This is a genomic window from Enterococcus sp. 7F3_DIV0205 (assembly GCF_002141365.2).
Taxonomy (GTDB): Bacteria; Bacillota; Bacilli; order Lactobacillales; family Enterococcaceae; genus Enterococcus_L; species Enterococcus_L palustris.
This window is the reverse complement of record NZ_CP147244.1, coordinates 1,710,811-1,730,520: the sequence shown is the minus strand read 5'-3', so window position 1 is coordinate 1,730,520 and position 19,710 is coordinate 1,710,811. Positions and strand designations below refer to the sequence as shown.

General features: G+C 38.1%; 15 protein-coding genes and 1 riboswitch. All 15 genes read left to right on the top strand.

What is annotated here, in order from left to right; translation table 11 throughout:
- Positions 1–20: 20 nt before the first annotated feature.
- The 15 genes from rsmA to A5821_RS08150 all read left to right on the top strand — a co-directional run bounded on the left by rsmA (position 21) and on the right by A5821_RS08150 (position 19,644).
- Positions 21–902 carry a 16S rRNA (adenine(1518)-N(6)/adenine(1519)-N(6))-dimethyltransferase RsmA gene (gene rsmA / locus A5821_RS08220; RefSeq protein ID WP_010771172.1) on the top strand — a complete coding sequence of 294 codons (882 nt, stop codon included), beginning with the start codon at positions 21–23 and terminating at the stop codon, positions 900–902.
- Between the two features lie 186 nt (positions 903–1,088).
- Positions 1,089–2,282, top strand: a complete 1,194-nt coding sequence (locus A5821_RS08215) for an MFS transporter (protein WP_086314073.1) — start codon at positions 1,089–1,091, stop codon at positions 2,280–2,282.
- A 42-nt stretch (positions 2,283–2,324) separates the two neighbouring features.
- Positions 2,325–3,314, top strand: a complete 990-nt coding sequence (locus A5821_RS08210) for a choloylglycine hydrolase family protein (RefSeq protein ID WP_086314072.1) — start codon at positions 2,325–2,327, stop codon at positions 3,312–3,314.
- A gap of 27 nt (positions 3,315–3,341) precedes the next feature.
- A riboswitch (glycine riboswitch) is annotated at positions 3,342–3,445 on the top strand.
- A 185-nt stretch (positions 3,446–3,630) separates the two neighbouring features.
- Complete coding sequence (gcvT, locus tag A5821_RS08205) at positions 3,631–4,716, top strand: glycine cleavage system aminomethyltransferase GcvT (RefSeq protein ID WP_086314071.1); 1,086 nt, start codon at positions 3,631–3,633, stop codon at positions 4,714–4,716.
- 24 nt (positions 4,717–4,740) lie between these two features.
- Positions 4,741–5,124 carry a glycine cleavage system protein GcvH gene (gene gcvH, locus A5821_RS08200; protein ID WP_086314070.1) on the top strand — a complete coding sequence of 128 codons (384 nt, stop codon included), beginning with the start codon at positions 4,741–4,743 and terminating at the stop codon, positions 5,122–5,124.
- 3 nt (positions 5,125–5,127) lie between these two features.
- Entirely contained in the window at positions 5,128–6,444 is a 1,317-nt protein-coding gene (gene gcvPA, locus A5821_RS08195) for an aminomethyl-transferring glycine dehydrogenase subunit GcvPA (protein WP_086314069.1), read from the top strand.
- Positions 6,441–7,874, top strand: coding sequence for an aminomethyl-transferring glycine dehydrogenase subunit GcvPB (gene gcvPB / locus A5821_RS08190; protein ID WP_086314068.1), 1,434 nt, complete (start codon positions 6,441–6,443; stop codon positions 7,872–7,874). The genes gcvPA and gcvPB overlap by 4 nt, the downstream gene beginning before the upstream one ends.
- A 173-nt stretch (positions 7,875–8,047) precedes the next feature.
- On the top strand, positions 8,048–9,430 hold the full coding sequence (lpdA, locus tag A5821_RS08185) for a dihydrolipoyl dehydrogenase (protein WP_086314067.1): 1,383 nt from the start codon (positions 8,048–8,050) through the stop codon (positions 9,428–9,430).
- A 137-nt stretch (positions 9,431–9,567) separates the two neighbouring features.
- The gene (locus A5821_RS08180) at positions 9,568–10,755 is read left to right on the top strand and encodes a M20 metallopeptidase family protein (protein ID WP_086314066.1); all 1,188 of its coding nucleotides are present in this window, start codon (positions 9,568–9,570) and stop codon (positions 10,753–10,755) included.
- Between the two features lie 26 nt (positions 10,756–10,781).
- Complete coding sequence (locus A5821_RS08175) at positions 10,782–12,446, top strand: formate--tetrahydrofolate ligase (RefSeq protein ID WP_086314065.1); 1,665 nt, start codon at positions 10,782–10,784, stop codon at positions 12,444–12,446.
- A 679-nt stretch (positions 12,447–13,125) separates the two neighbouring features.
- Positions 13,126–14,226: a tyrosine-type recombinase/integrase gene (locus A5821_RS08170; RefSeq protein ID WP_086314064.1), complete on the top strand. Its 1,101-nt coding sequence runs from the start codon at positions 13,126–13,128 to the stop codon at positions 14,224–14,226.
- A 538-nt stretch (positions 14,227–14,764) separates the two neighbouring features.
- The gene (locus tag A5821_RS08165; protein ID WP_339099091.1) at positions 14,765–17,569 is read left to right on the top strand and encodes an isopeptide-forming domain-containing fimbrial protein; all 2,805 of its coding nucleotides are present in this window, start codon (positions 14,765–14,767) and stop codon (positions 17,567–17,569) included.
- Positions 17,570–17,663: 94 nt separating this feature from the next.
- Positions 17,664–17,936 (top strand): LPXTG cell wall anchor domain-containing protein, encoded by a 273-nt coding sequence (locus A5821_RS08160; protein WP_170922976.1) that lies wholly within the window; start codon positions 17,664–17,666, stop codon positions 17,934–17,936.
- Positions 17,933–18,742 carry a WxL domain-containing protein gene (locus tag A5821_RS08155; protein ID WP_170922975.1) on the top strand — a complete coding sequence of 270 codons (810 nt, stop codon included), beginning with the start codon at positions 17,933–17,935 and terminating at the stop codon, positions 18,740–18,742. The genes A5821_RS08160 and A5821_RS08155 overlap by 4 nt, the downstream gene beginning before the upstream one ends.
- Positions 18,743–18,810: 68 nt before the next feature.
- On the top strand, positions 18,811–19,644 hold the full coding sequence (locus A5821_RS08150; RefSeq protein ID WP_086314060.1) for a WxL domain-containing protein: 834 nt from the start codon (positions 18,811–18,813) through the stop codon (positions 19,642–19,644).
- The last annotated feature ends 66 nt before the right edge of the window (positions 19,645–19,710 follow it).

The window sequence follows — 19,710 nt, the reverse complement described above, 5'->3', positions numbered from 1 at the left end:
GAAAAATCGGAGGAATCAATTTGACAGAATATAAAGAAATAGCCACCCCTTCAAGAACCAAAGAAATTTTGAAGCAACACGGCTTTTCATTCAAAAAAAGTTTAGGACAAAACTTTTTAACAGAACCGAATATCTTACGGAAAATTGTTGAGACAGCAGGAATCGATACGCATACCAATGTGGTGGAAGTCGGACCTGGTATCGGTGCTTTAACAGAACAGCTAGCCAAAAATGCTGCACAAGTTTTAGCATTTGAAATCGATGATCGCTTGATTCCTGTTTTAGAAGATACGATGAGTCCCTATCCAAATGTCACAGTTGTTCATAATGATGTGCTTAAAGCAGATCTAGTTGGTACAACAAAAGAGGTTTTTAAAGAAGAACTTCCTATCAAAGTGGTTGCTAATTTGCCTTACTATATTACAACGCCTATTATGATGCACTTTTTAGAATCGGATTTAGCGGTAGAGGAAATGATCGTTATGATGCAAAAAGAAGTTGCAGACCGAATCTCGGCAAAACCTGGAACCAAAGCTTACGGCTCGTTATCGATTGCTGTTCAGTATTTTATGGAAGCAAGCATTGCGTTTATTGTGCCGAAAACTGTGTTTATTCCGCAGCCAAATGTTGATTCAGCAATCATCAAATTAACAAAACGTGATAAACCAGCAGTTGAAGTAACGAATGAAAAAGAATTCTTCAAACTAACAAAAGCATCCTTCCAGTTGCGCCGTAAGACATTGTGGAACAACTTGATTCATTTTTACGGTAAAGATGAGGAAACCAAAGCTTGGTTGACTAAAAGTTTGACAGAAGCTGAGATTGAACCTTCACGTCGTGGAGAAACGTTGTCATTAATCGAGTTTGGGCGTTTAAGCAATACGTTAGAAAAAAATCGTTAAAAAAGTGGATTGAGAAAAATTGTTTAATTTTTTTCAATCTCCTTTTTTTATCAAGCATTCATAAAGAGAAGAAAAAATCATTTTCTTTTGACTTTATGTAAAATAATTGGATAGAGATATTGACTTTTTTCAAATATCAAGCATAATTATAAATAGAAAGCGCTTTCTTTCGTAAGGAGTGAGACAGTGGAAAATAAAAAAACAAGAAATGTTACGTGGATGCTTGTCGCTATATTTTTGGGATACACCTGTATTTATGTAGACAAGACGACAATTGGGATGTCACTGGTGACGATTGCAAATGATTTAGGTTTTGATCCACAGCAAAAAGGCTTGATACTCAGTGCTTTTTTTCTAGGTTATACGATTTTTCAAATTCCATTTGGTTATTTATCTAGTAAGATTGGAACAAGAAAAATGATGATCACGTCTGTTTTTCTAGTAGGAATTTTTCTGTTTTTATTTGGCTTCGGCTTTTCTTTGTTGTATTTGATTTTAATTCGATTCATGACAGGAGCCGTGGCCCATTCTGGTTATCCATCTTCTGTAAGTACCTTTATTTCACAAGAATTGCCAATAGAGAAACGAGGACCAGCACAATCGACAATGATTGCTTCTTCAGGTTTTGCAGCAATAGTAGGACCGTTATTGATTGCGCCTCTTTTACTACAGATCGGTTGGCATAAGACCTATTATTTTTTAGGGGCAGCAGTCCTTTTGGTCGCCGTTTTAATGTATTTTGTGATCCCTAAAGAATTTGGTGGAGTGAAAGAGCATTTAAAAAATAAAAAAGTTATCTCATTTAGAGAAGTACTAAAAGATCGAAATGTTTGGATTTTGATATTTGCGGCATTTTTTATAAACGCTGCGATATACGGTTTAAATGGTTGGATGGCGACTTATTTAGTTGAAGCTCATGGTCTTGCCTTAACTCAAACGGCATATGTAGCAGCAATTATTGGCTTTTTCACGATGATCGCAGCTATGTTGGGTGGCATTGTAGTGAATAAATACTTCGTTGGTAAAGAAAAAAATGTGATTTTCATAGCCACTATAGGTGGAGGAATCTTTGCTATTTTAGTCTCTGTTGTCGGAACATTTATCATGAGTATGGTGGCATTAACTTGTGCTGTGGCGTTTGCGAGCTTAGCTTTTGCTACATTGATGAGTATTCCATTAAAAATATTTCCAACAGATGAAGTGTCAGCAAAATATGCAACGATCAACGCAATCGGTGTCTCAGGTGGATTTGTTGCACCGACGATTATTGGTGCGCTGATTCAACTGTCTAATGGTGCTTTCTTTAGTTCATTCTTATTTATAGGGATTTCATTTATTGTTGCTGGAGGAATTACTTTACTAGTGAAAAAAAGTAAATGATCGTAGTTCAGAATTTTGAAAAAATGAGAAGGGTGTGAGAAAATGTGTACAGGAATTACAATTAAATCAATCAAGGGGAATAGTTACTGGGGAAGAACACAGGAATTTAATTTGTTGTTAGAGTATGATGCTGCAATTATTCCAAGAAATTATGATCTAACTGTTTCGTTAGATCACTTTTTAACACGTTATGCTGCGATGGGGGTCTCAATTTCCGGTCAGCCATTATTAGTAGACGGTGTTAACGAAAAAGGATTGATGGGCGGCTCTTTTTACTTTGGTCATTATAATCGGTATATCGAATCAGAAAAAATTCGCGCAATGGGGAAATTACCTTTAGCAGGCGCTGAATTTGTGACCTATGCGCTAACAAACTATGCTTCGGTCAAGGAATTGAAAGAGCGGGTAAATCAAGATACTGCAATAGCAATTGTTGATAATCCAGCGGGGATTCCTCAACATTATGTATTTCAAGATGAGTCTGGTGCCTCCGTTGTAGTTGAACCTTCCATCGATGGTGGCTATGAAATTTATGATAATCCTGTCGGTGTTTTTACGAACAGCCCTAAATTTGATTGGCATTTGACCAACCTTCAAAATTATGTTGGACTTAGTGATGCGATAGCACCCGATATTCAGATGGATGACCTTCATGTGATTTCAAATGGTAAAGGTTCTGGGCTAAGAGGAATTCCAGGTGATTTTACACCGCAATCTCGATTTATCCGTGCAGCGTACCTAAAGCACTTTTCAGAGCCAGTAGACGATGAACAAGCAGTGGAACAGATTTTTCATATTTTAGATAGTTTTGATATTCCCAAAGGTGTTGTGAAAGTCAGTTCAGATACAGATGTACAGTATACCCAATATACAAGTGCTTATGACAGTAAAGAAAAACAAATGTACATTCACTTGTATGAAAATCGTATGATTCAAACATTGGCTTTGACCGCCGGTAAATTAGATAATCCAGTACCTCAGTATTTTGAATTAAAGACTGAACAACAGTATTATTCAATGCCTAAAAAATGAACTATAGGCACAAAATAAAGTAGATGGAAGAGAATTACGGGAGAGACTAGTCATAGCACCGAAGGAATAAATAATCAATGGCGCAAACCATTGATCATGAAGATCTCAGGTAAAAGGACCGTAATTGGACATCACTCTGGAAAGCGGAAGCACCGAAGGAGCAACTCTTCAAGAAGAAGACGAATCTCTCAGGTTTTGTACAGAGGAACAGGCATTTTTTTAACATGCCTGTTCCTCTGTTTTTATATAGTTTATACAGCTTGGAGGTGTCATAGGTTAAGCACTAAAAATACAAAGAAGCAAAGGAGTAGAAAAGATGGATTTAAAAACACCTTTATATGACGTACATCTTGAAGCAGGCGGAAAAATGGTTTCATTTGCTGGTTACACGTTGCCTGTTCAATATAAAGATAGCGGTGTGATCAAAGAACATTTAGCTGTTCGAAATCAAGTAGGATTATTCGATGTTTCCCATATGGGTGAAGTCGTTTATGAAGGAAAAGATGCTTTAGCGAATTTGCAGTATGTATTAACAAATGATTTTAGTAATTTAGAAGTAGGTCGTGTTAGATATACCTTGATGTGTAATGAAAACGGCGGTGTGATCGATGATCTACTTGTTTATAAATGTAGTGATGAAAAATATTTATTAGTCGTCAATGCAGCGAATCGAGCAAAAGATGTTGCATGGATGAAAAAGCACTTATTTGGTGAAGTCGAATTCTCGGACCAATCGGATCAATTTGTTCAAATCGCATTGCAAGGCGCATTTGCGAAAGAAATTATTGGGAAATTAACGAAAGAAGAAGAGATACCTAAAAAATATTATAGCTTTACTGAACACGCCGATGTTGGTGGTGTGACGTGTCTTTTATCTCGAACAGGTTATACAGGAGAATTTGGTTACGAGCTATACTGCAAACCAGAAGACGGGATCAAATTATGGAATTTATTACTGGAGACGGGTCAAGAATATGGGATTATTCCTTGTGGGTTAGGCGCTCGTGATACGTTACGGTTAGAAGCAGGAATGCCGCTTTACGGTCATGAAATGACAGACGAGATCACGCCTTTTGAAACAGATTTAAGCTTTGCAGTAAAGATGAACAAAGAAGATTTCATCGGTAAAAAAGCTCTTATTGACAAAGGCGAACCTAAAATCACTCGAATCGGTCTGCAGTTAACGGATCGAGGAATCGTTCGTGAAGGAGCAGATGTGTATTTTAATGACAAGAAAATTGGTCAAACAACCTCAGGTACAATGTGTCCGTTTATTAATAAAGCATGTGCAATGGCGTTAGTGGAGAAAAATAGTGTAGAAATCAGTTCTCCTATAGAAGTTGAAGTTAGAGGGAAAAGAATTAAAGCGGAAGTTGTAACTATACCGTTTATAAAAAAATAATTGGAAAAGAAGGAGTCGTTTATTATGACAAAAGCTACGGAATTGAAATTTTCAAAATCACATGAGTGGGTACTTTTCGATGGAGATAAAGTGAAAATTGGTCTTTCTGATTATGCACAAGATCAGCTAGGCGATATCGTTTTTATTGATTTACCAGATGAAGGTGATGATGTTACGAAAGGTGAATCATTTGCAGATATCGAATCTGTTAAGGCTGTTTCAGAAGCCTATTCTCCAATCACAGCCACAGTTACGGCAGTTAACGAAGAGTTGCTAGACAGTCCTGAGCTGATCAATTCAGCGCCTTTAGAATCATGGCTGATCGAAGTGGAAGGAGTAGAAGAAATCGAAGACTTGCTAAGTGCTGAGGAATATAAAAAATTCTGCGAAGAATCTGAGGAGGCATAATGAATGGGTAACTATCTTGGCTCAACGGAACAACAACAACAAGAAATGCTGAAAACAATTGGTTTAAAAAACATGAGTGACCTCTATCAAGATATTCCTAAAGAAATGATTGTAGAAAACTTGGATATCCCCACGGGAAAATCGGAGTTTGAAGTACGGCATATCTTAGAAAATATGGGAAAGAAAAACAAAGTCTTCTCAAGTATTTTTCGTGGTGCTGGTGCTTACAATCATTATATTCCTGCTATTGTGAAGCAAATTTCAGCGAAAGAAGAATTCATGACGTCTTATACACCTTATCAACCTGAGATCAGTCAAGGGTTGTTACAGTCGATTTTTGAATATCAAACAATGATCTGTGAAATTACGGGAATGGATGCGACAAATGCTTCTGTTTACGATGGTGCAACGGCTGCTGCTGAAGCGATCAATATGTGCTTAGAAAAAAAACGTTTAACAGTCTTGATCTCAGAAACGACCAACCCAATGACGATCCAAACAGCTCTGACTTATTTTAGTTCTAGAGACATTGAATTTATCATGATTCCTGAAAAAGATGGTGTAACAGATTTATCTGTTTTAAAAGAAAAGCTAGATGATACGAGTGCTTGTTTCATTGTCCAACAGCCAAATTATTATGGCGGAATTGAGCCTGTAGAAGCAATTGCTGAAATGGTTCACGAAGCAAAAGCTAAATTTATTATGAGTGTCAATCCTGTGGCGAGTACAGTACTGAAAACAGCTGGTGAAGTCAACGCAGATATTGCTGTTGGTGATTCACAACCATTTGGGATACCGCTAGCTTTTGGCGGACCCTATATTGGGTTCATTGCCACAAAAGAAAAAATGATTCGTAAATTACCTGGGCGCATTGCAGGAGAAACAGTGGATGAAGCAGGTGATCGAGCGTTTGTTTTAACGCTGCAAGCTCGTGAACAACATATTCGCAGAGAAAAAGCAGCTTCTAATATCTGTTCAAATCAAGCACTTTGCGCGTTAACGAATGCTGTTTATATGAGTACGATGGGTGCGCGCGGCATTCAGGAAGTAGCTGAACAATGTTACAGTAAAGCTCATTATCTCTGTGACCAATTAACGCAAATCAAAGAGGTCAAAAGGAATAATGATAGTCCGTTTTTCCATGAGTTTGTGACGACTTTTCCAGTATCGAATGAAGTCGTGCTAGCTAAATTAGAAGAACACGACATTTTGGGCGGCTATCCTACAGAGCAAGGTTTATTATGGTGTGTGACAGAAATGAATACCAAAGAGCAAATAGATGAAGTAGTCGCATTGGTGAAGGAGGCGTGTGAATCATGAAATTAATTTTTGAGCGTAGCGTAGAAGGGTATTATAACGAAATGATTTCCCCGTGTGATGTCCCAACGACAAAGCTTCCAGAAGAAATGAAACGTCAAAAAGAACTCCATTTACCATCACTGCCTCAACCAGAAATCAGTCGGCATTATACAGAATTAGCCGATGCAACATTCGGCATCAATAATGGTTTTTATCCTTTAGGTTCATGCACGATGAAATACAATCCTAAAATTAATGATGAAATGGCAGCTTATCCAGCTTTTGCTAATATTCATCCTTTACAACCAGAGCATACGGTTCAGGGATCGTTAGAAGTCTTTACTACGGCAGAAATGTTGCTGAAAGAAATTACTGGAATGAATGCCATAACGTTTCAACCAGCAGCAGGAGCACATGGCGAATTTACCAGTTTACTGATGATCAAAGCGTATCACGAAAAAAATGGTCAGCCACAAAGGAACAAAATTATTGTGCCTGATTCTGCCCATGGAACAAATCCTGCCAGTGTGGCGATGACTGGGATGATCACGGTCAATATTCCATCGGATAAATATGGCTGTGTGGATATTGAAGCATTGAGGGATGCAGTTGGTGAAGATACAGCAGGTTTGATGTTGACCAACCCGAATACAGCAGGGATATTTGATAAAAATATCTTAGAAATAACAAAAATCGTTCATGATGCTGGTGGATTGAACTATTATGATGGTGCCAATTTAAATGCCATTATGGGGGTGGCCCGTCCAGGAGACATGGGCTTTGATATTATTCATTTAAACCTACACAAAACTTTTTCAACGCCCCATGGTGGTGGTGGACCAGGTTCTGGTGCAGTAGGGTGTAAATCATTATTAAAACCGTTTTTACCTAATTATTATCCAGTTAAACAAGGATCAGAAATAAGCTTTACGAAGCCTGAGTATTCGATTGGATTAGTAAAAGGGTTTTATGGTCAATTTTCAGTATTCTTGCGTGCTTTGACCTACATTTTATTTTTAGGATCAGAAGGGATTTCGTCTGCGTCTAAGAGCGCGGTATTGAATGCGAATTATATGTTGCATGAATTAAAAGATATCTTTGAAGTGCCATATGGGGACTCCTGTATGCATGAATTTGTGATTAGCTTAGACAAATTGAAGAAAGACACAGGCGTTACAGCGCTAGATATAGCCAAAGGGATTTTAGACCATAAGATGTATCCACCGACCATGTATTTCCCATTAACTGTACCAGAAGCATTAATGGTCGAACCACCTGAAACAGAGTCGAAAGAACGGATGGATGATGCGATCGCAGTTTACCGTAAGCTTTATGAAGACGCTCATAAAAATCCAGAAGCCTTTCATGAGTATCCGCTACATGCCCAAATCCATCGTGTGGATGAAGTAAGAGCTGCAAGGCACCCAATTGTTCGTTATGATTTTGAATAATCTAGGGTGTAAAGAAACGAAACGTTGTTATTTATATGTTGTCTAGCTATGCGGGCTAGTTTCTCGGAAAAAAGATAAAAATGAAATGTGATAAAGAGCATTGCGTTCATTTTACCTATTTTTCTATTGAGACTATAGGAGCCCGCTACGCTTTTAGGAAAAGGAGGAAAAGTATGCGTTATGATCTAATCATAATCGGGGCGGGGCCTGGTGGGTATGTTGCAGCAATCAAAGCTGCTCAATTGGGTATGAAAGTAGCACTTGTTGAAAGTAATCGTGTTGGTGGCACTTGTTTGAATCGAGGCTGTATTCCAACTAAAGCATTGTTACATTCAGCTGAGCTTGTTCATGAAATGAAAAATGCTGGAGAAAATGGTATTCATATTCGTGATATTCAGATTAATATGGAAGAAATCTACGCAAAGAAAACGAAAGTTGTTGATACGCTAGTTCAAGGAGTCGAAGGACTAGTTAAAGCGAATAAAATTGAGCTGCTCTTTGGAACCGCTCAAATTATCAAAGCAGGCGTAATTGAAGTAGATGGAACAACATATGAAACTGAAAAAATCATCATTGCAACTGGTTCAAAACCAGCAATTCCACCGATTCCAGGTAATGATTTGCCTGGTGTATTAACAAGTAATGAGCTTTTAGAACAATCAAATAATTATGAAAAACTGACCATTATTGGCGGTGGTGTAATCGGTGTAGAGTTTGCGATGATTTTTAATGAGCTAGGTTGTGACGTAACGATTGTTGAAACGGCGGCGACACTGTTACCTAATTTTGATCGTGAAATTTCGAAAAAGCTAGCAATGATTTTAAAAAAACAAGGAATCAAAGTCGCAACAAAATCAATCGTGACCAGCATTTCCAAAGAGCAACAATTAAAATGTACCTATACTACTAAAGGAAAAGAACATTCTGTTACAAGTGATGCCGTTTTAATTGCGACTGGACGAAAAGCAAATTTTGAAGGTTTGTTTCCACCGGATTTAAATATAAAGATAGACAATCAAAGTATTTGGGTAGATGACTCTTTTGAAACATCTATTAAAGGCATTTATGCTATCGGAGATGTAGCCAACCGAGGTACACAGCTAGCGCATGTTGCTTCCGCTCAAGGAGTAAATGCTGTTTTGGCGATGAATCAAAAAGCAATGGAATATGATTTAGAGATTATTCCTTCTTGTGTCTACACGTCACCTGAAATCGCTGCTGTGGGGATAACGGAGGAAGATGCACAAAATCAAGGAATCTCTGTGAAGGTCGGCAAATACAATATGGCTGGGAATGGAAAAACGATAATTGCGGGGAACACATTAGGCTTTATCAAAGTCATTGCAGATGAAAAGAGCGAAAAAATCATTGGAGCTCAGCTAATGTGTGATCGAGCTACAGACATGGTCAGTGAATTTACCACAGCAATCGTTAGTGGTTTGACTATCGATGAAGTGATGGCAATTGTTCATCCCCATCCAACCTATAATGAAGGAGTAGGCGAGGCATACGAAAATCTTCAAGGCTTAGGAATCCACACAATTCCTAAAAAATAACAGAAAATTGGCAAATAAACTAAAATATTTGGTACTATAATAAGAGAAGTATATTGTCCGTTTGCTTTGAAGGTATTCGTGTTTTTAACAACGCCAACAAAAGTCACTTCGCTTTAAAAAGAAAAGGAGAAAAAATAATGCTGACAGAAAAACAAACAAGGTTTGCTGATAGTTTAGAAGAAGAGTTGATTAAAATTAGAAGACATCTTCATCAGAATCCAGAGATCGGGATGGACTTACCGAATACAGTTGCTTTTGTAAAACAGAAACTTACAGAATATGGTTATGAACCTCAATCTTGTGGAGAATCAGGTATCACAGTAGTTGCTGGTAAAAAGGTTGGAAAAACATTTCTACTACGAGGAGATATGGATGCATTGCCGATTCGGGAACTGACCGATTTGCCATTTAAATCCGAAAATGGCTATATGCACGCGTGCGGTCATGATATGCACACAACCATGTTATTGGGAGCGGCTAAAGTATTAAAAGAATTTGAAGATGAATTAGACGGTCAAGTAAAATTACTCTTCCAACCAGGTGAAGAAATTCTTTCAGGTTCGAAAGTTTGTATCGAAAATCATGTATTAGAAAACCCTAAAGTCGATGCTGGTATGATGATCCATGTTTTCCCTTTTAAAGGACTTAAAGCAGGACAAATCATGCCCACACCAGCAGGAACATTTATGGCCAGTGCAGATTGGTTTGAAATCAATATCAAAGGTCGAGGTGGACATGGCTCACAACCTGAGACTTCGATCGATCCGATTAATGTAGCGGTTCATATTTATACAGCATTACAAGAGCTTTCTGCAAGAGAGATTGGTTCAGAAGAACGCTTTGTCCTGACAATCGGGGAATTCACTGGCGGTACACCAGGCGCTTCCAATATTATCCCAGAAACAACGGTGATGAAAGGAACACTACGAACATTAAAAGAAGATGTCCGCACTCAGGTCAAAGAACGAATGATAGCGATGGCTGAAAATATTGCCAAAGCATTTCGTGCTGAAGCAGAAGTAGTTTTCACGAATGGCTGCACAACGAATGTGAATGATCCCGAGTTGACTGCATTTACGAAAGAATCGTTGACAGAAACATTTGGCGCTGATCGAATCGTGTCTATTCCAACATCTACTCCACTTATGGGTAGTGAAGATTTTGGTGAAATCAGTCAGTTGATTCCAACAACGACTGTTTTATTGGTTGCATCAGAGGAAAATATCAATCTTCATAATCCAGCTATCGTGTTTGATGAATCAGTTTTAGTCGAAGGCTCGAAAGTTTACGCAGATACAGCAATATCTTGGTTAAGCCAAGCATAAAAGTAGGATAAAATGGAGGGAATAGAATGGTTAAATCGGATATCGAAATCGCTCAAGAAGCAACCATGTTGCCAATCTCAAAAATTGCAGAAAAAATTGGTTTAGAGGAAGAGCAAGTTGATTTATATGGAAAATATAAAGCAAAAATCGAAGTGGATAAAATAAAGACAAACAAAGAGGGCAAAGTCATTCTAGTTACGGCAATCACCCCAACACCTGCAGGGGAAGGGAAAACAACGACCGTTGTAGGACTAGGTGATGGTTTAAACAAAATCGGGAAAAATGCAATCATTGCTTTAAGGGAACCTTCTCTAGGTCCAGTTTTTGGTATTAAAGGAGGGGCTGCGGGCGGCGGTTATGCGCAAGTGGTTCCTATGGAAGATATTAACCTCCATTTTACTGGTGATTTCCATGCGATCGGTGCAGCAAATAATTTACTAGCGGCCATTATTGACAATCATATTTTCCAAGGGAATGAGTTAGGTATCGACAATCGCCGAATCACTTGGAAAAGAGCAGTGGATATGAATGATCGACAATTAAGACACGTCGTTGATGGTTTAGGTGCTAGAGTGAATGGTGTTCCAAGAGAAGATGGCTTTGAAATTACCGTAGCTTCAGAAATCATGGCTGTGTTGTGTTTATCCAATGATATTGAAGATTTAAAAGAGAATCTAGGCAATATTATTATTGGCTATACCTATGATAATCTGCCAGTTACTGCTAGAGAGTTAAATGCCCAAGGCGCAATGACAGCGTTATTAAAAGAGGCAATCAAGCCCAATTTAGTTCAAACGCTAGAAAATAATCCTGCTTTGATCCATGGTGGGCCGTTTGCCAATATTGCTCATGGCTGTAACAGTGTGATCGCGACGAATACCGCTAGAAAATTAGCCGATTACGTTGTAACCGAAGGGGGCTTTGGTGCTGACTTAGGAGCAGAAAAATTCATCGATATCAAATGTCGAAAATCTGGTATTCGTCCGTCAGCTGTCGTTGTTGTAGCAACTGTTCGTGCATTAAAAATGCATGGTGGTGTACCTAAAGATCAGCTTGGTACTGAAAATATTTCTGCTTTAACACAAGGGTTACCAAATCTTTTAAAACATATCGAAAATACAACGACTGTGTTTGGCTTACCAACGGTTGTGGCAATCAATAAATTTCCTACAGATACAGATGCGGAGCTTGAACTTGTGAAAAAAGAATGTCAAAAACGCAATGTAAATGTGGTTCTTTCAGATGTCTGGGCTCATGGTGGTGCTGGTGGTGAAGAGTTGGCCAGAGAAGTTGTTCGTCTAGCTGATCAGGAAAATCATTTTGAATTTGCTTATCCAGACGAACTGCCAATCAAAGAAAAAATCAGCGCAATCGTTGAGAAAGTCTATGGTGGAAATGCTGTTCGTTATGAACCGATTGCTGAAAGAGAAATTGCTAAATTAGAAAAACTTGGGTTTGGCAATTTACCGATTTGTATGGCTAAAACACAGTACTCATTTTCAGATGATCAGACAAAACTGGGTAGACCAACTGATTTTGCGATAACAATCAGTAATATCAAGATATCGGCTGGAGCAGGATTTATTGTTGCTTACACAGGAACTGTGATGACCATGCCTGGACTACCGAAGAAAGCAGCCTATGAAAAAATCGACGTTGATTCTGAAGGGAAAATTGTTGGTTTGTTCTAGGTCGAAGACAAATGTGAAATCATGGGAAGCCTTATCAGAACAACGTGATGTTTAAAAGCTACTGTTTCTCGTTGTTTATTCGGAATTAGAGAGTGAAACAAAACGATTAGTTCGTGTTGTTTCACTCTCTTTTTTGGGATAAAGGTAAATTTGGCTATTGATTTACTTTATCATTCAAATTTTTTCTCGTGTTTAAGAACCAGAGGATTGGTTAATTTATAGGTTAGAAGTAGGTGTAATAAGCAAATAGATTTCTTATTTTCCTTTTTTTTGAGCAAAAAAAGAAATAAATATTATTTATATACGTTGTATAATATATTTAAATACATTTCTTGTTTTTTCACAAAACAGGAAATGTATTTTATTTGGATTTTAAATAAATGTGTTAACAACATAATTAATTCTATTAGAGTTATTGAGAAAAATCAAGTAGATAAAGCAATAAATATCTCGTTATTATTTTCAATTTTTTTAGTAAATATTTAAATAAATGAGAAAAACAAATAGTTTTGTTGTTTTTAATAAAATAGGAAACGATGAGGCAGCGACCTCTTATTTTATAATATAGTCGATTTAATTGCTATTCGGCTAAGAGATTTAGAGGGAAGCATGAAATTGGTGGGATATTTTTTTCCGCCGTCAATTTCGCCGTCAATACATAGGAAGGATTTGATATATTTTGGCCAAAGGTGAAAATATTTATAAACGAAAAGATGGTCGTTGGGAAGGGCGCTATCCTAAGGCTAGAAAAAACGATGGTTCTATCCATTATGGTTATATCTACGGACGTTCCTATCGTGCAGTGAAAGAAAAAATGCTTGAGAAAAAAGCACAAGTAACAGCTTTTTATACAAACAGCACAAAAGAATTTCAAGGAACATTTGGCAATTGGGCTGATCTTTGGTTGACAGAAATTATGGCACATAAAATTAAAGAGAGTACTTATGCCAGTTATAGTAATAAGTTACAAATACATATTTTGCCCTATTTAGAAAAGTATCCATTGAAAAAAATTACAACACAGATGATAGATCAACTGGTCAAAAAATTGACGCAATCATTGGCGACAAGTTCAGTTCATATTATTTTTCGTATTGTTAAAAGCTGCTTTGAAGCAGCAAAAAAACGTGGATATATCTATTTAAACCCATGTGAGTACACGACTTTACCAAAGAGTACAAAACAGAAAGTATTGGCACTTACACGTGCGCAACAAAAAGCTGTAGAAGCAGAATGTGTAAAAGATGAAAAAGGGCTGCCTATCTTGTTAGCCTTAGAAACAGGCATGCGAATTGGTGAAATATGCGGGTTGAAATGGAGTGATATCAATTTTGAATCTTCTTTGCTGAGCGTTGAACGGACAAAGCAAAGAGTTTATTTGCCGAACCTTGTCGGACAACGATCAAAGCTTGTAGAAACAGTACCTAAAACAGTGAATTCTACTCGAATTATTCCATTAACAGAAAAACTTAAGAAAACATTACTCTATTGGAAAGATCAAACCTTATCTGAATATGTTGTATCAAGTGAGAATCGTTCTATTGAACCTCGAACAGTAAGTTATCGCTTTGAAAAGATCAAGAGAAAACTTGGATTGGTTCATGTTCCTTTTCACGCTTTGCGTCATACTTTTGCTACACGTTGTGTGGAATTAGGGGTCAATATTGCTGCCCTAAGTTCTTTACTGGGGCACTCATCAATCAAATTGACACTAGATACTTATACAAATTCATTTTTAGAGGAACAGCGTGCAGCAATTGCAAAATTGGCGTTAATTTAATTTTTTTAGTTTTCATTTTATGAATTTTTATATAAAAAATAAAAAACAATCGTTATTTTAATAGTGGGTTATATAGAATTAAAGCTAGCTTTACTCAGATGAGTAAGACTAGCTTTTTATTTTATCCGCCGTCAAATTAATCGTCAATTAAGAAGTTTGAATAGCAGTTTTTCAATGTTTGTTTAGGTATTTCCTGTTTTGTGAAAAAACAAGAAATGAAAAAAAACTAACTTAGTACATGTTACCTAATCTAAAAATCATGATTAAGCTTGTATCCATTTTTTAATTCCTGTTTTTTACTCTAATTATTGTCAATTTATGAGAACTGATTAGCTTAATAATACTATAAACCAGAAAAATAAAAAAATATTTCGAATACAACTATTCTTTGTTTTCAATTTTTATACCAACCATCGTTTAAAAGAAGCTAAAACATATAAGGAAGTAACTCTTGTATGGTCGGCAAGGTTTCCTTTAAATGTAGGCTGCTATAAAAAATGAAATATATACTATTATTTACTATGAAAGGAGGAGAAATGTGAAAAAAAATAAAAATACTCAAAAAATCACTTTCTCTATGATTGCGCTTATGGCTATAGTGGGAATATTCTTCTTAGGAAAAAATGTGTTAGCGCATGAAACAAGTGATGGGGAAAATGACTCAGCACAATTAACAAATAAAATTATGGATTCATTGAGCAACGATAAACTAGCGTTGTCTCCTGGAACAAGGGCCAATCTACCAGACTTTAATTGGCGATTGTTAGATACAGACAATATAGATTTGTCAACGTTTCAAAAAGTAGATGTGAATACCCCTGTTAAATTAACGGGTGGAGCTTTCTCTATTAAGCAGAGAGATTATTACATGTATTTCGGTCATCCTTCTAAAGGAGAGGTATTCAACCATGATACTGGTAAATTCGAAGGGAAAAATATCTATGCGAAAATAGATATGACAACTGATCGAACTTTAGCATTAACAGGTCCAGCTATGATTGGTGTGAAAAAAGGAACAAGTGGGAAGCAACAAGTATTTGGCTATGATTATAGTTATAATCAGGGAGGATTTGGGGCTTCTAATAGCAGCTTTGATATTGGTGTGTTAGATGATTTAACAGGAAAAATATCTGCATCAGGGCGAATGGTTGCGCCAGCAGTATCTTCCGCTGCACGTGAGTACATTACTGAGCAATATGTGAAAGAGAATGAAATTGTTTCATATGGCTATTTTCTGCAAGATATTAGAGGAAGTTATCCGCCGAAATTTGCATATTTACCAGTAAGAGTTCATGGCTATGTAGCTAATTTTAAAAAGGGTAGAATTCGTTATGATGTTAGTTTTTATAATCAACGTGGCCAACAGACAAGCTTTGCAGTGAACCACTCTTCCCATATGGATGTTGGTGGGAACCATACGTCTTCTAGGTTATTTTCATATGGGACAGGAGGGTTATATTTCAATGAACCCGATAAGACAATCGCAGATGGGATTCCAGCTCGTATTTATTTTTATACAAATATTGGTTATCCAGAAGGTAGTAATATGCCGACAGAATATCTATGGGGGAATCTAGGTACCAGCGACGCCAAAGTAGGCTACTTTAATTATATGATAGGAACTAAATTTGTTGAAAAGGCTGGAAGTCAGGATGAACCGTATCTTCCTTGGTCCAATAACTACCTACCGATGCATGAGGAATACATTTTAAAACACCCTGTTTTTATAATGAGGTGGCCAAAGATAACCGTTCCAAACGATAGCGTCGGAACCGCAACTTTAGATATGTCAATCGAAGAACCAGAACTCTTGAAACCTACTGCAGAGAAGTCATACGAAAACACGACATCACTCAATGGAGAGAACATGGTTGGAGATATTCTTGATTTTGAAGTTATAGCTTCAAATGATGGAGACATGAACCCTTGGCAACAAGTGACTTTAGAAGATAAATTACCACCAGAATTAGAACTAGATACTCGTTCACTTGTAATGGTTGATGTAAATGGAATAGAGACATCGTTACCTGCCTCTATTTATGATCCGGGCACACACACTTTTGCAATTGGCAAATATGATATTGAAGCGAAAAAATCAATGGCTATTAAGTATAAAGCAAAAATCGTGGGTGGTTCGCAAACAACGATCATCAATCGTTTTAAAGCATACAATGACAAAAACGATGAAGATGAAGCGGAACTTAGTATTCCAGTGAAAGGAGAACCCGCCAAACCAGAAGCGGCTAAAACATACACCAATAACACGTCAACGGACGGAAAAGATCGAATGGATGACAGTCTTACTTTCGAATTAAGTGCATCAAATGCAGGAGAAGCCCCTTGGCAAGAAGTGGGTTGGAAAGATGAGTATCCAGCAGAATTAGAATTAGATAAAGAGTCCTTCGTCTTAGTAGATGACAAAGGCGTAGAAAAGAAAGTTACACCTATTTTTCATGCACCACTTCCTTCATTTACAGTAAGTGATACACCACTAGAGGTACAAGCAGGGAAAAAGATAACCCTAAGATATAAAGCAAAAATCATCTCTGGTGAAGGAACGACGATTACCAATAAAGTTACAGCTTATACAGTGAGTGATTCGACCAAAAAAGCAGAGGCTCAAGTGGCGATTCCAGTATTTCCCAAAAAACCTTTGACCAAAGACCTCACTATCCACTTTGTAAATAAGGCTGGTGAAAAAATTGCGGAGCCGATTATCCGAAGTGAAACGATTGGTTCGATTGTCAAGTTGAAAGAAGAGGCAGAGACTGTCGGTTCAGCTCTTTACAATGCGATCAAAGCGGTCGAAGCGAACCAATTTAAACTCGTTGAGCGCCCCGCGAATGAAGCCTCTGTTGAAATTATTGACGGAGTCAATGAAGTGACCTATGTATTTGATGGAAAACTTCTGCTTTATTCTGCACCCAATAGAATTAATTTCAGTACCCACAAATATGATGGGAAAACCGCAAGGGTGAACGCCCCGGCATACGACCAAGATTTGGTGGTCAAAGATGGCCGTTCCGTCAAAGATAAATGGACCTTAACGGCGAAGCTAACAGCTGAAATGACCCATATAGATCCTGCTCATAAAGACAGTGTCTTAAAAAATGCGATTCGTTATGTATATGAAGGGAAAGAAATCATCTTAGACAAGGGTGCTCAGCCGATCATGGTTCATACAAATGAGGCAGAGAAAGAACTCTATAACATTAGTACCACATGGAATGGCACCAAAGCAGGCGACGGCTTCAAGTTAGAAGTTGACCCAGGCGATGTTAAAAAATTAGGCAGCTACCAAGGAGAAATTCTATGGGAACTCGCAGCGACGCCGGATCCGTAAGAGAAGGAGGAGAGATATGAAAAAAAGCTATAAACGACTATTTTTCGCTCTGTTACTTCTTGTAGGAATTGGAGCGGCGAATACCCAAAAGGCCTTGGCCGAGGGTGGCCAAGTCACGACCAACGGTGTAGTTGGTTTCTATGAAGAATCAAGTACTGAACCGACACAGTCTAGTACCAGTGAACCGTCAACGGCAACCAGTTCTTCTAAAGAGTTGCCCATTACAAAACCGAAAGGCCGCTTGCCGAGTACCGGTGAGCTCATTCAAAGTCCGTATACATGGGTGGGCGTGTTGTTGGCTATCGGAGCCTTGATCTTGTTTCGACGAGCGAAGAAAAATCGGTCAGCGAAGGAGGGGAATCAATGAGTGATTTAAAAACAATTATTCCTCTTTCCTGCTTGGCTCTCTTAGCGCTAGGCTTACCCCTTACTAGTTATGCCGAAAGCAGTGATGTAATAGGGACTGGAAACATCGAAATGACAGGGGGCATCCCGAAACAGCCGATCGATCCAGAAAACCCAGAAATCCCCGTTGATCCGGGGCCAAGCCCGTCAACAGACGGTCCATTACGCATCGATTTTGTGTCATCATTCCACTTTGGACATAATAAAATCGAGGAAAAAAACCGACAGTTTTACGCGAATGCCCAATTGTTTCACGACGGGACAACGCCCAGAGGGAGTTATATCCAAATTACGGATGAGCGTTCGGATAAAAAAGGGTGGACCTTACAAGTACGCCAAGAATATCAATTTAGAAATACGATCATTCAAGAAAAAGAAGCCCAAGAATTAAAAGGAGCGACCTTGTCTTTAGACCACGGTTGGGCCAATAGTGTCTATACGTGGGAAACCCCGCCGATCGTGACGAAAGATACCATTGAAATTTCAGAACTGGCCATGACGCAAAACATTGCGATTGCCGAAATAGGCAGTGGGAAAGGTCAATGGACGATTGAATTTGGCGCATCGGAAACGAATAAAAACCAACAAAAAAATACTCTATTTCCAAAAACAACCCCATCTGGTGATGCCATCGTAGACCCAGAATTTGAGAATCAACCAGTTTATGGAAATACCGCTATTTTCTTATCTGTTCCAGAGAGAACAGAAATCAAACCAGTGCAATATGAAACAGAATTGACCTGGATCTTGGCAGCCTTGCCAACTTAATTGGAGTTCACTTGTGCAAGCAAGTAACTATATATATAACACACATATATCTTTAGGAGGAAAACACAATGAAAACAAGAACACTATGTACCGTTGCTTTAGCAGCCATCGTTTCAGCATCACTAGCAGGAAGCGCAACAGCTTTTGCGGATGAGCACTCATTAAAAGGAAAAGGAATCATTGAAATCATTGAAGACAATGGGGACAATGAAGACATCGATCCAGAGAAACCAGGGACGATCAAGCCAGAAGATCCAAACACTGTAGATAAAAACCCAGTCTTTGGTCCAATTACGATTGACCGTGTAGCGGTGTTGAATTTTGGGCAACAAAAAGTATCGACAAAAACAGAAACATACACAGCCGCAGAAATTCCAGTAACGGAAGTGGCTCCAGATGGGACAGAAACAGCAGGAAAAGTACGTGGACCCTACGTACAATGGACAGACAAACGTGCTGGAGATGACCACACGTATTCTATCAAAGCTGAAATGACAAAACAATTTACACACACAACAAAAACAACGAAATCACTAGATAAAGCAACGATTGCTTACACAAATGGCTTATTAAATTCAACACAAGAAAATATTAACTATTGGCCAGCAGGAGAACCAACAAACTTCACATTAGGAAATGGTACAACCAATCCAGGTGCCGGCAAACAGTTGGTCTTTGATAACGCAGCGTCTACAGGAGCTGTTGGTTTAGGCACGTATTCTGCGGAATTCGGACAATCCGCTGACTTTACTGCAGCGAATATCTTACGTCCAGGTGCTTCTACTGCAGGTGTTGGTAAATCTGCTAGTTCAGTTTCCTTAAACGTACCAGCTCAAACCATTGAATTAGGCACTTACGAAGCAGATATCACATGGTCAATTGAATACACACCAGCACCTTAATTCGTGATACGAAACGAGGTGAACTACTCAGTTTAGTACTGAGGCGTACAAGCGGTTGGCAGTTTC

What these genes read in the sequence shown, in the direction of transcription:
- A5821_RS08210 (WP_086314072.1), top strand. Translation starts at nt 2,325, where the DNA reads ATGTGTACAGGAATTACAATTAAATCAATCAAGGGGAATAGTTACTGG.
- gcvT (WP_086314071.1), top strand. Translation starts at nt 3,631, where the DNA reads ATGGATTTAAAAACACCTTTATATGACGTACATCTTGAAGCAGGCGGA.
- gcvH (WP_086314070.1), top strand. Translation starts at nt 4,741, where the DNA reads ATGACAAAAGCTACGGAATTGAAATTTTCAAAATCACATGAGTGGGTA.
- gcvPA (WP_086314069.1), top strand. Translation starts at nt 5,128, where the DNA reads ATGGGTAACTATCTTGGCTCAACGGAACAACAACAACAAGAAATGCTG.
- gcvPB (WP_086314068.1), top strand. Translation starts at nt 6,441, where the DNA reads ATGAAATTAATTTTTGAGCGTAGCGTAGAAGGGTATTATAACGAAATG.
- lpdA (WP_086314067.1), top strand. Translation starts at nt 8,048, where the DNA reads ATGCGTTATGATCTAATCATAATCGGGGCGGGGCCTGGTGGGTATGTT.
- A5821_RS08180 (WP_086314066.1), top strand. Translation starts at nt 9,568, where the DNA reads ATGCTGACAGAAAAACAAACAAGGTTTGCTGATAGTTTAGAAGAAGAG.
- A5821_RS08175 (WP_086314065.1), top strand. Translation starts at nt 10,782, where the DNA reads ATGGTTAAATCGGATATCGAAATCGCTCAAGAAGCAACCATGTTGCCA.
- A5821_RS08155 (WP_170922975.1), top strand. Translation starts at nt 17,933, where the DNA reads ATGAGTGATTTAAAAACAATTATTCCTCTTTCCTGCTTGGCTCTCTTA.
- A5821_RS08150 (WP_086314060.1), top strand. Translation starts at nt 18,811, where the DNA reads ATGAAAACAAGAACACTATGTACCGTTGCTTTAGCAGCCATCGTTTCA.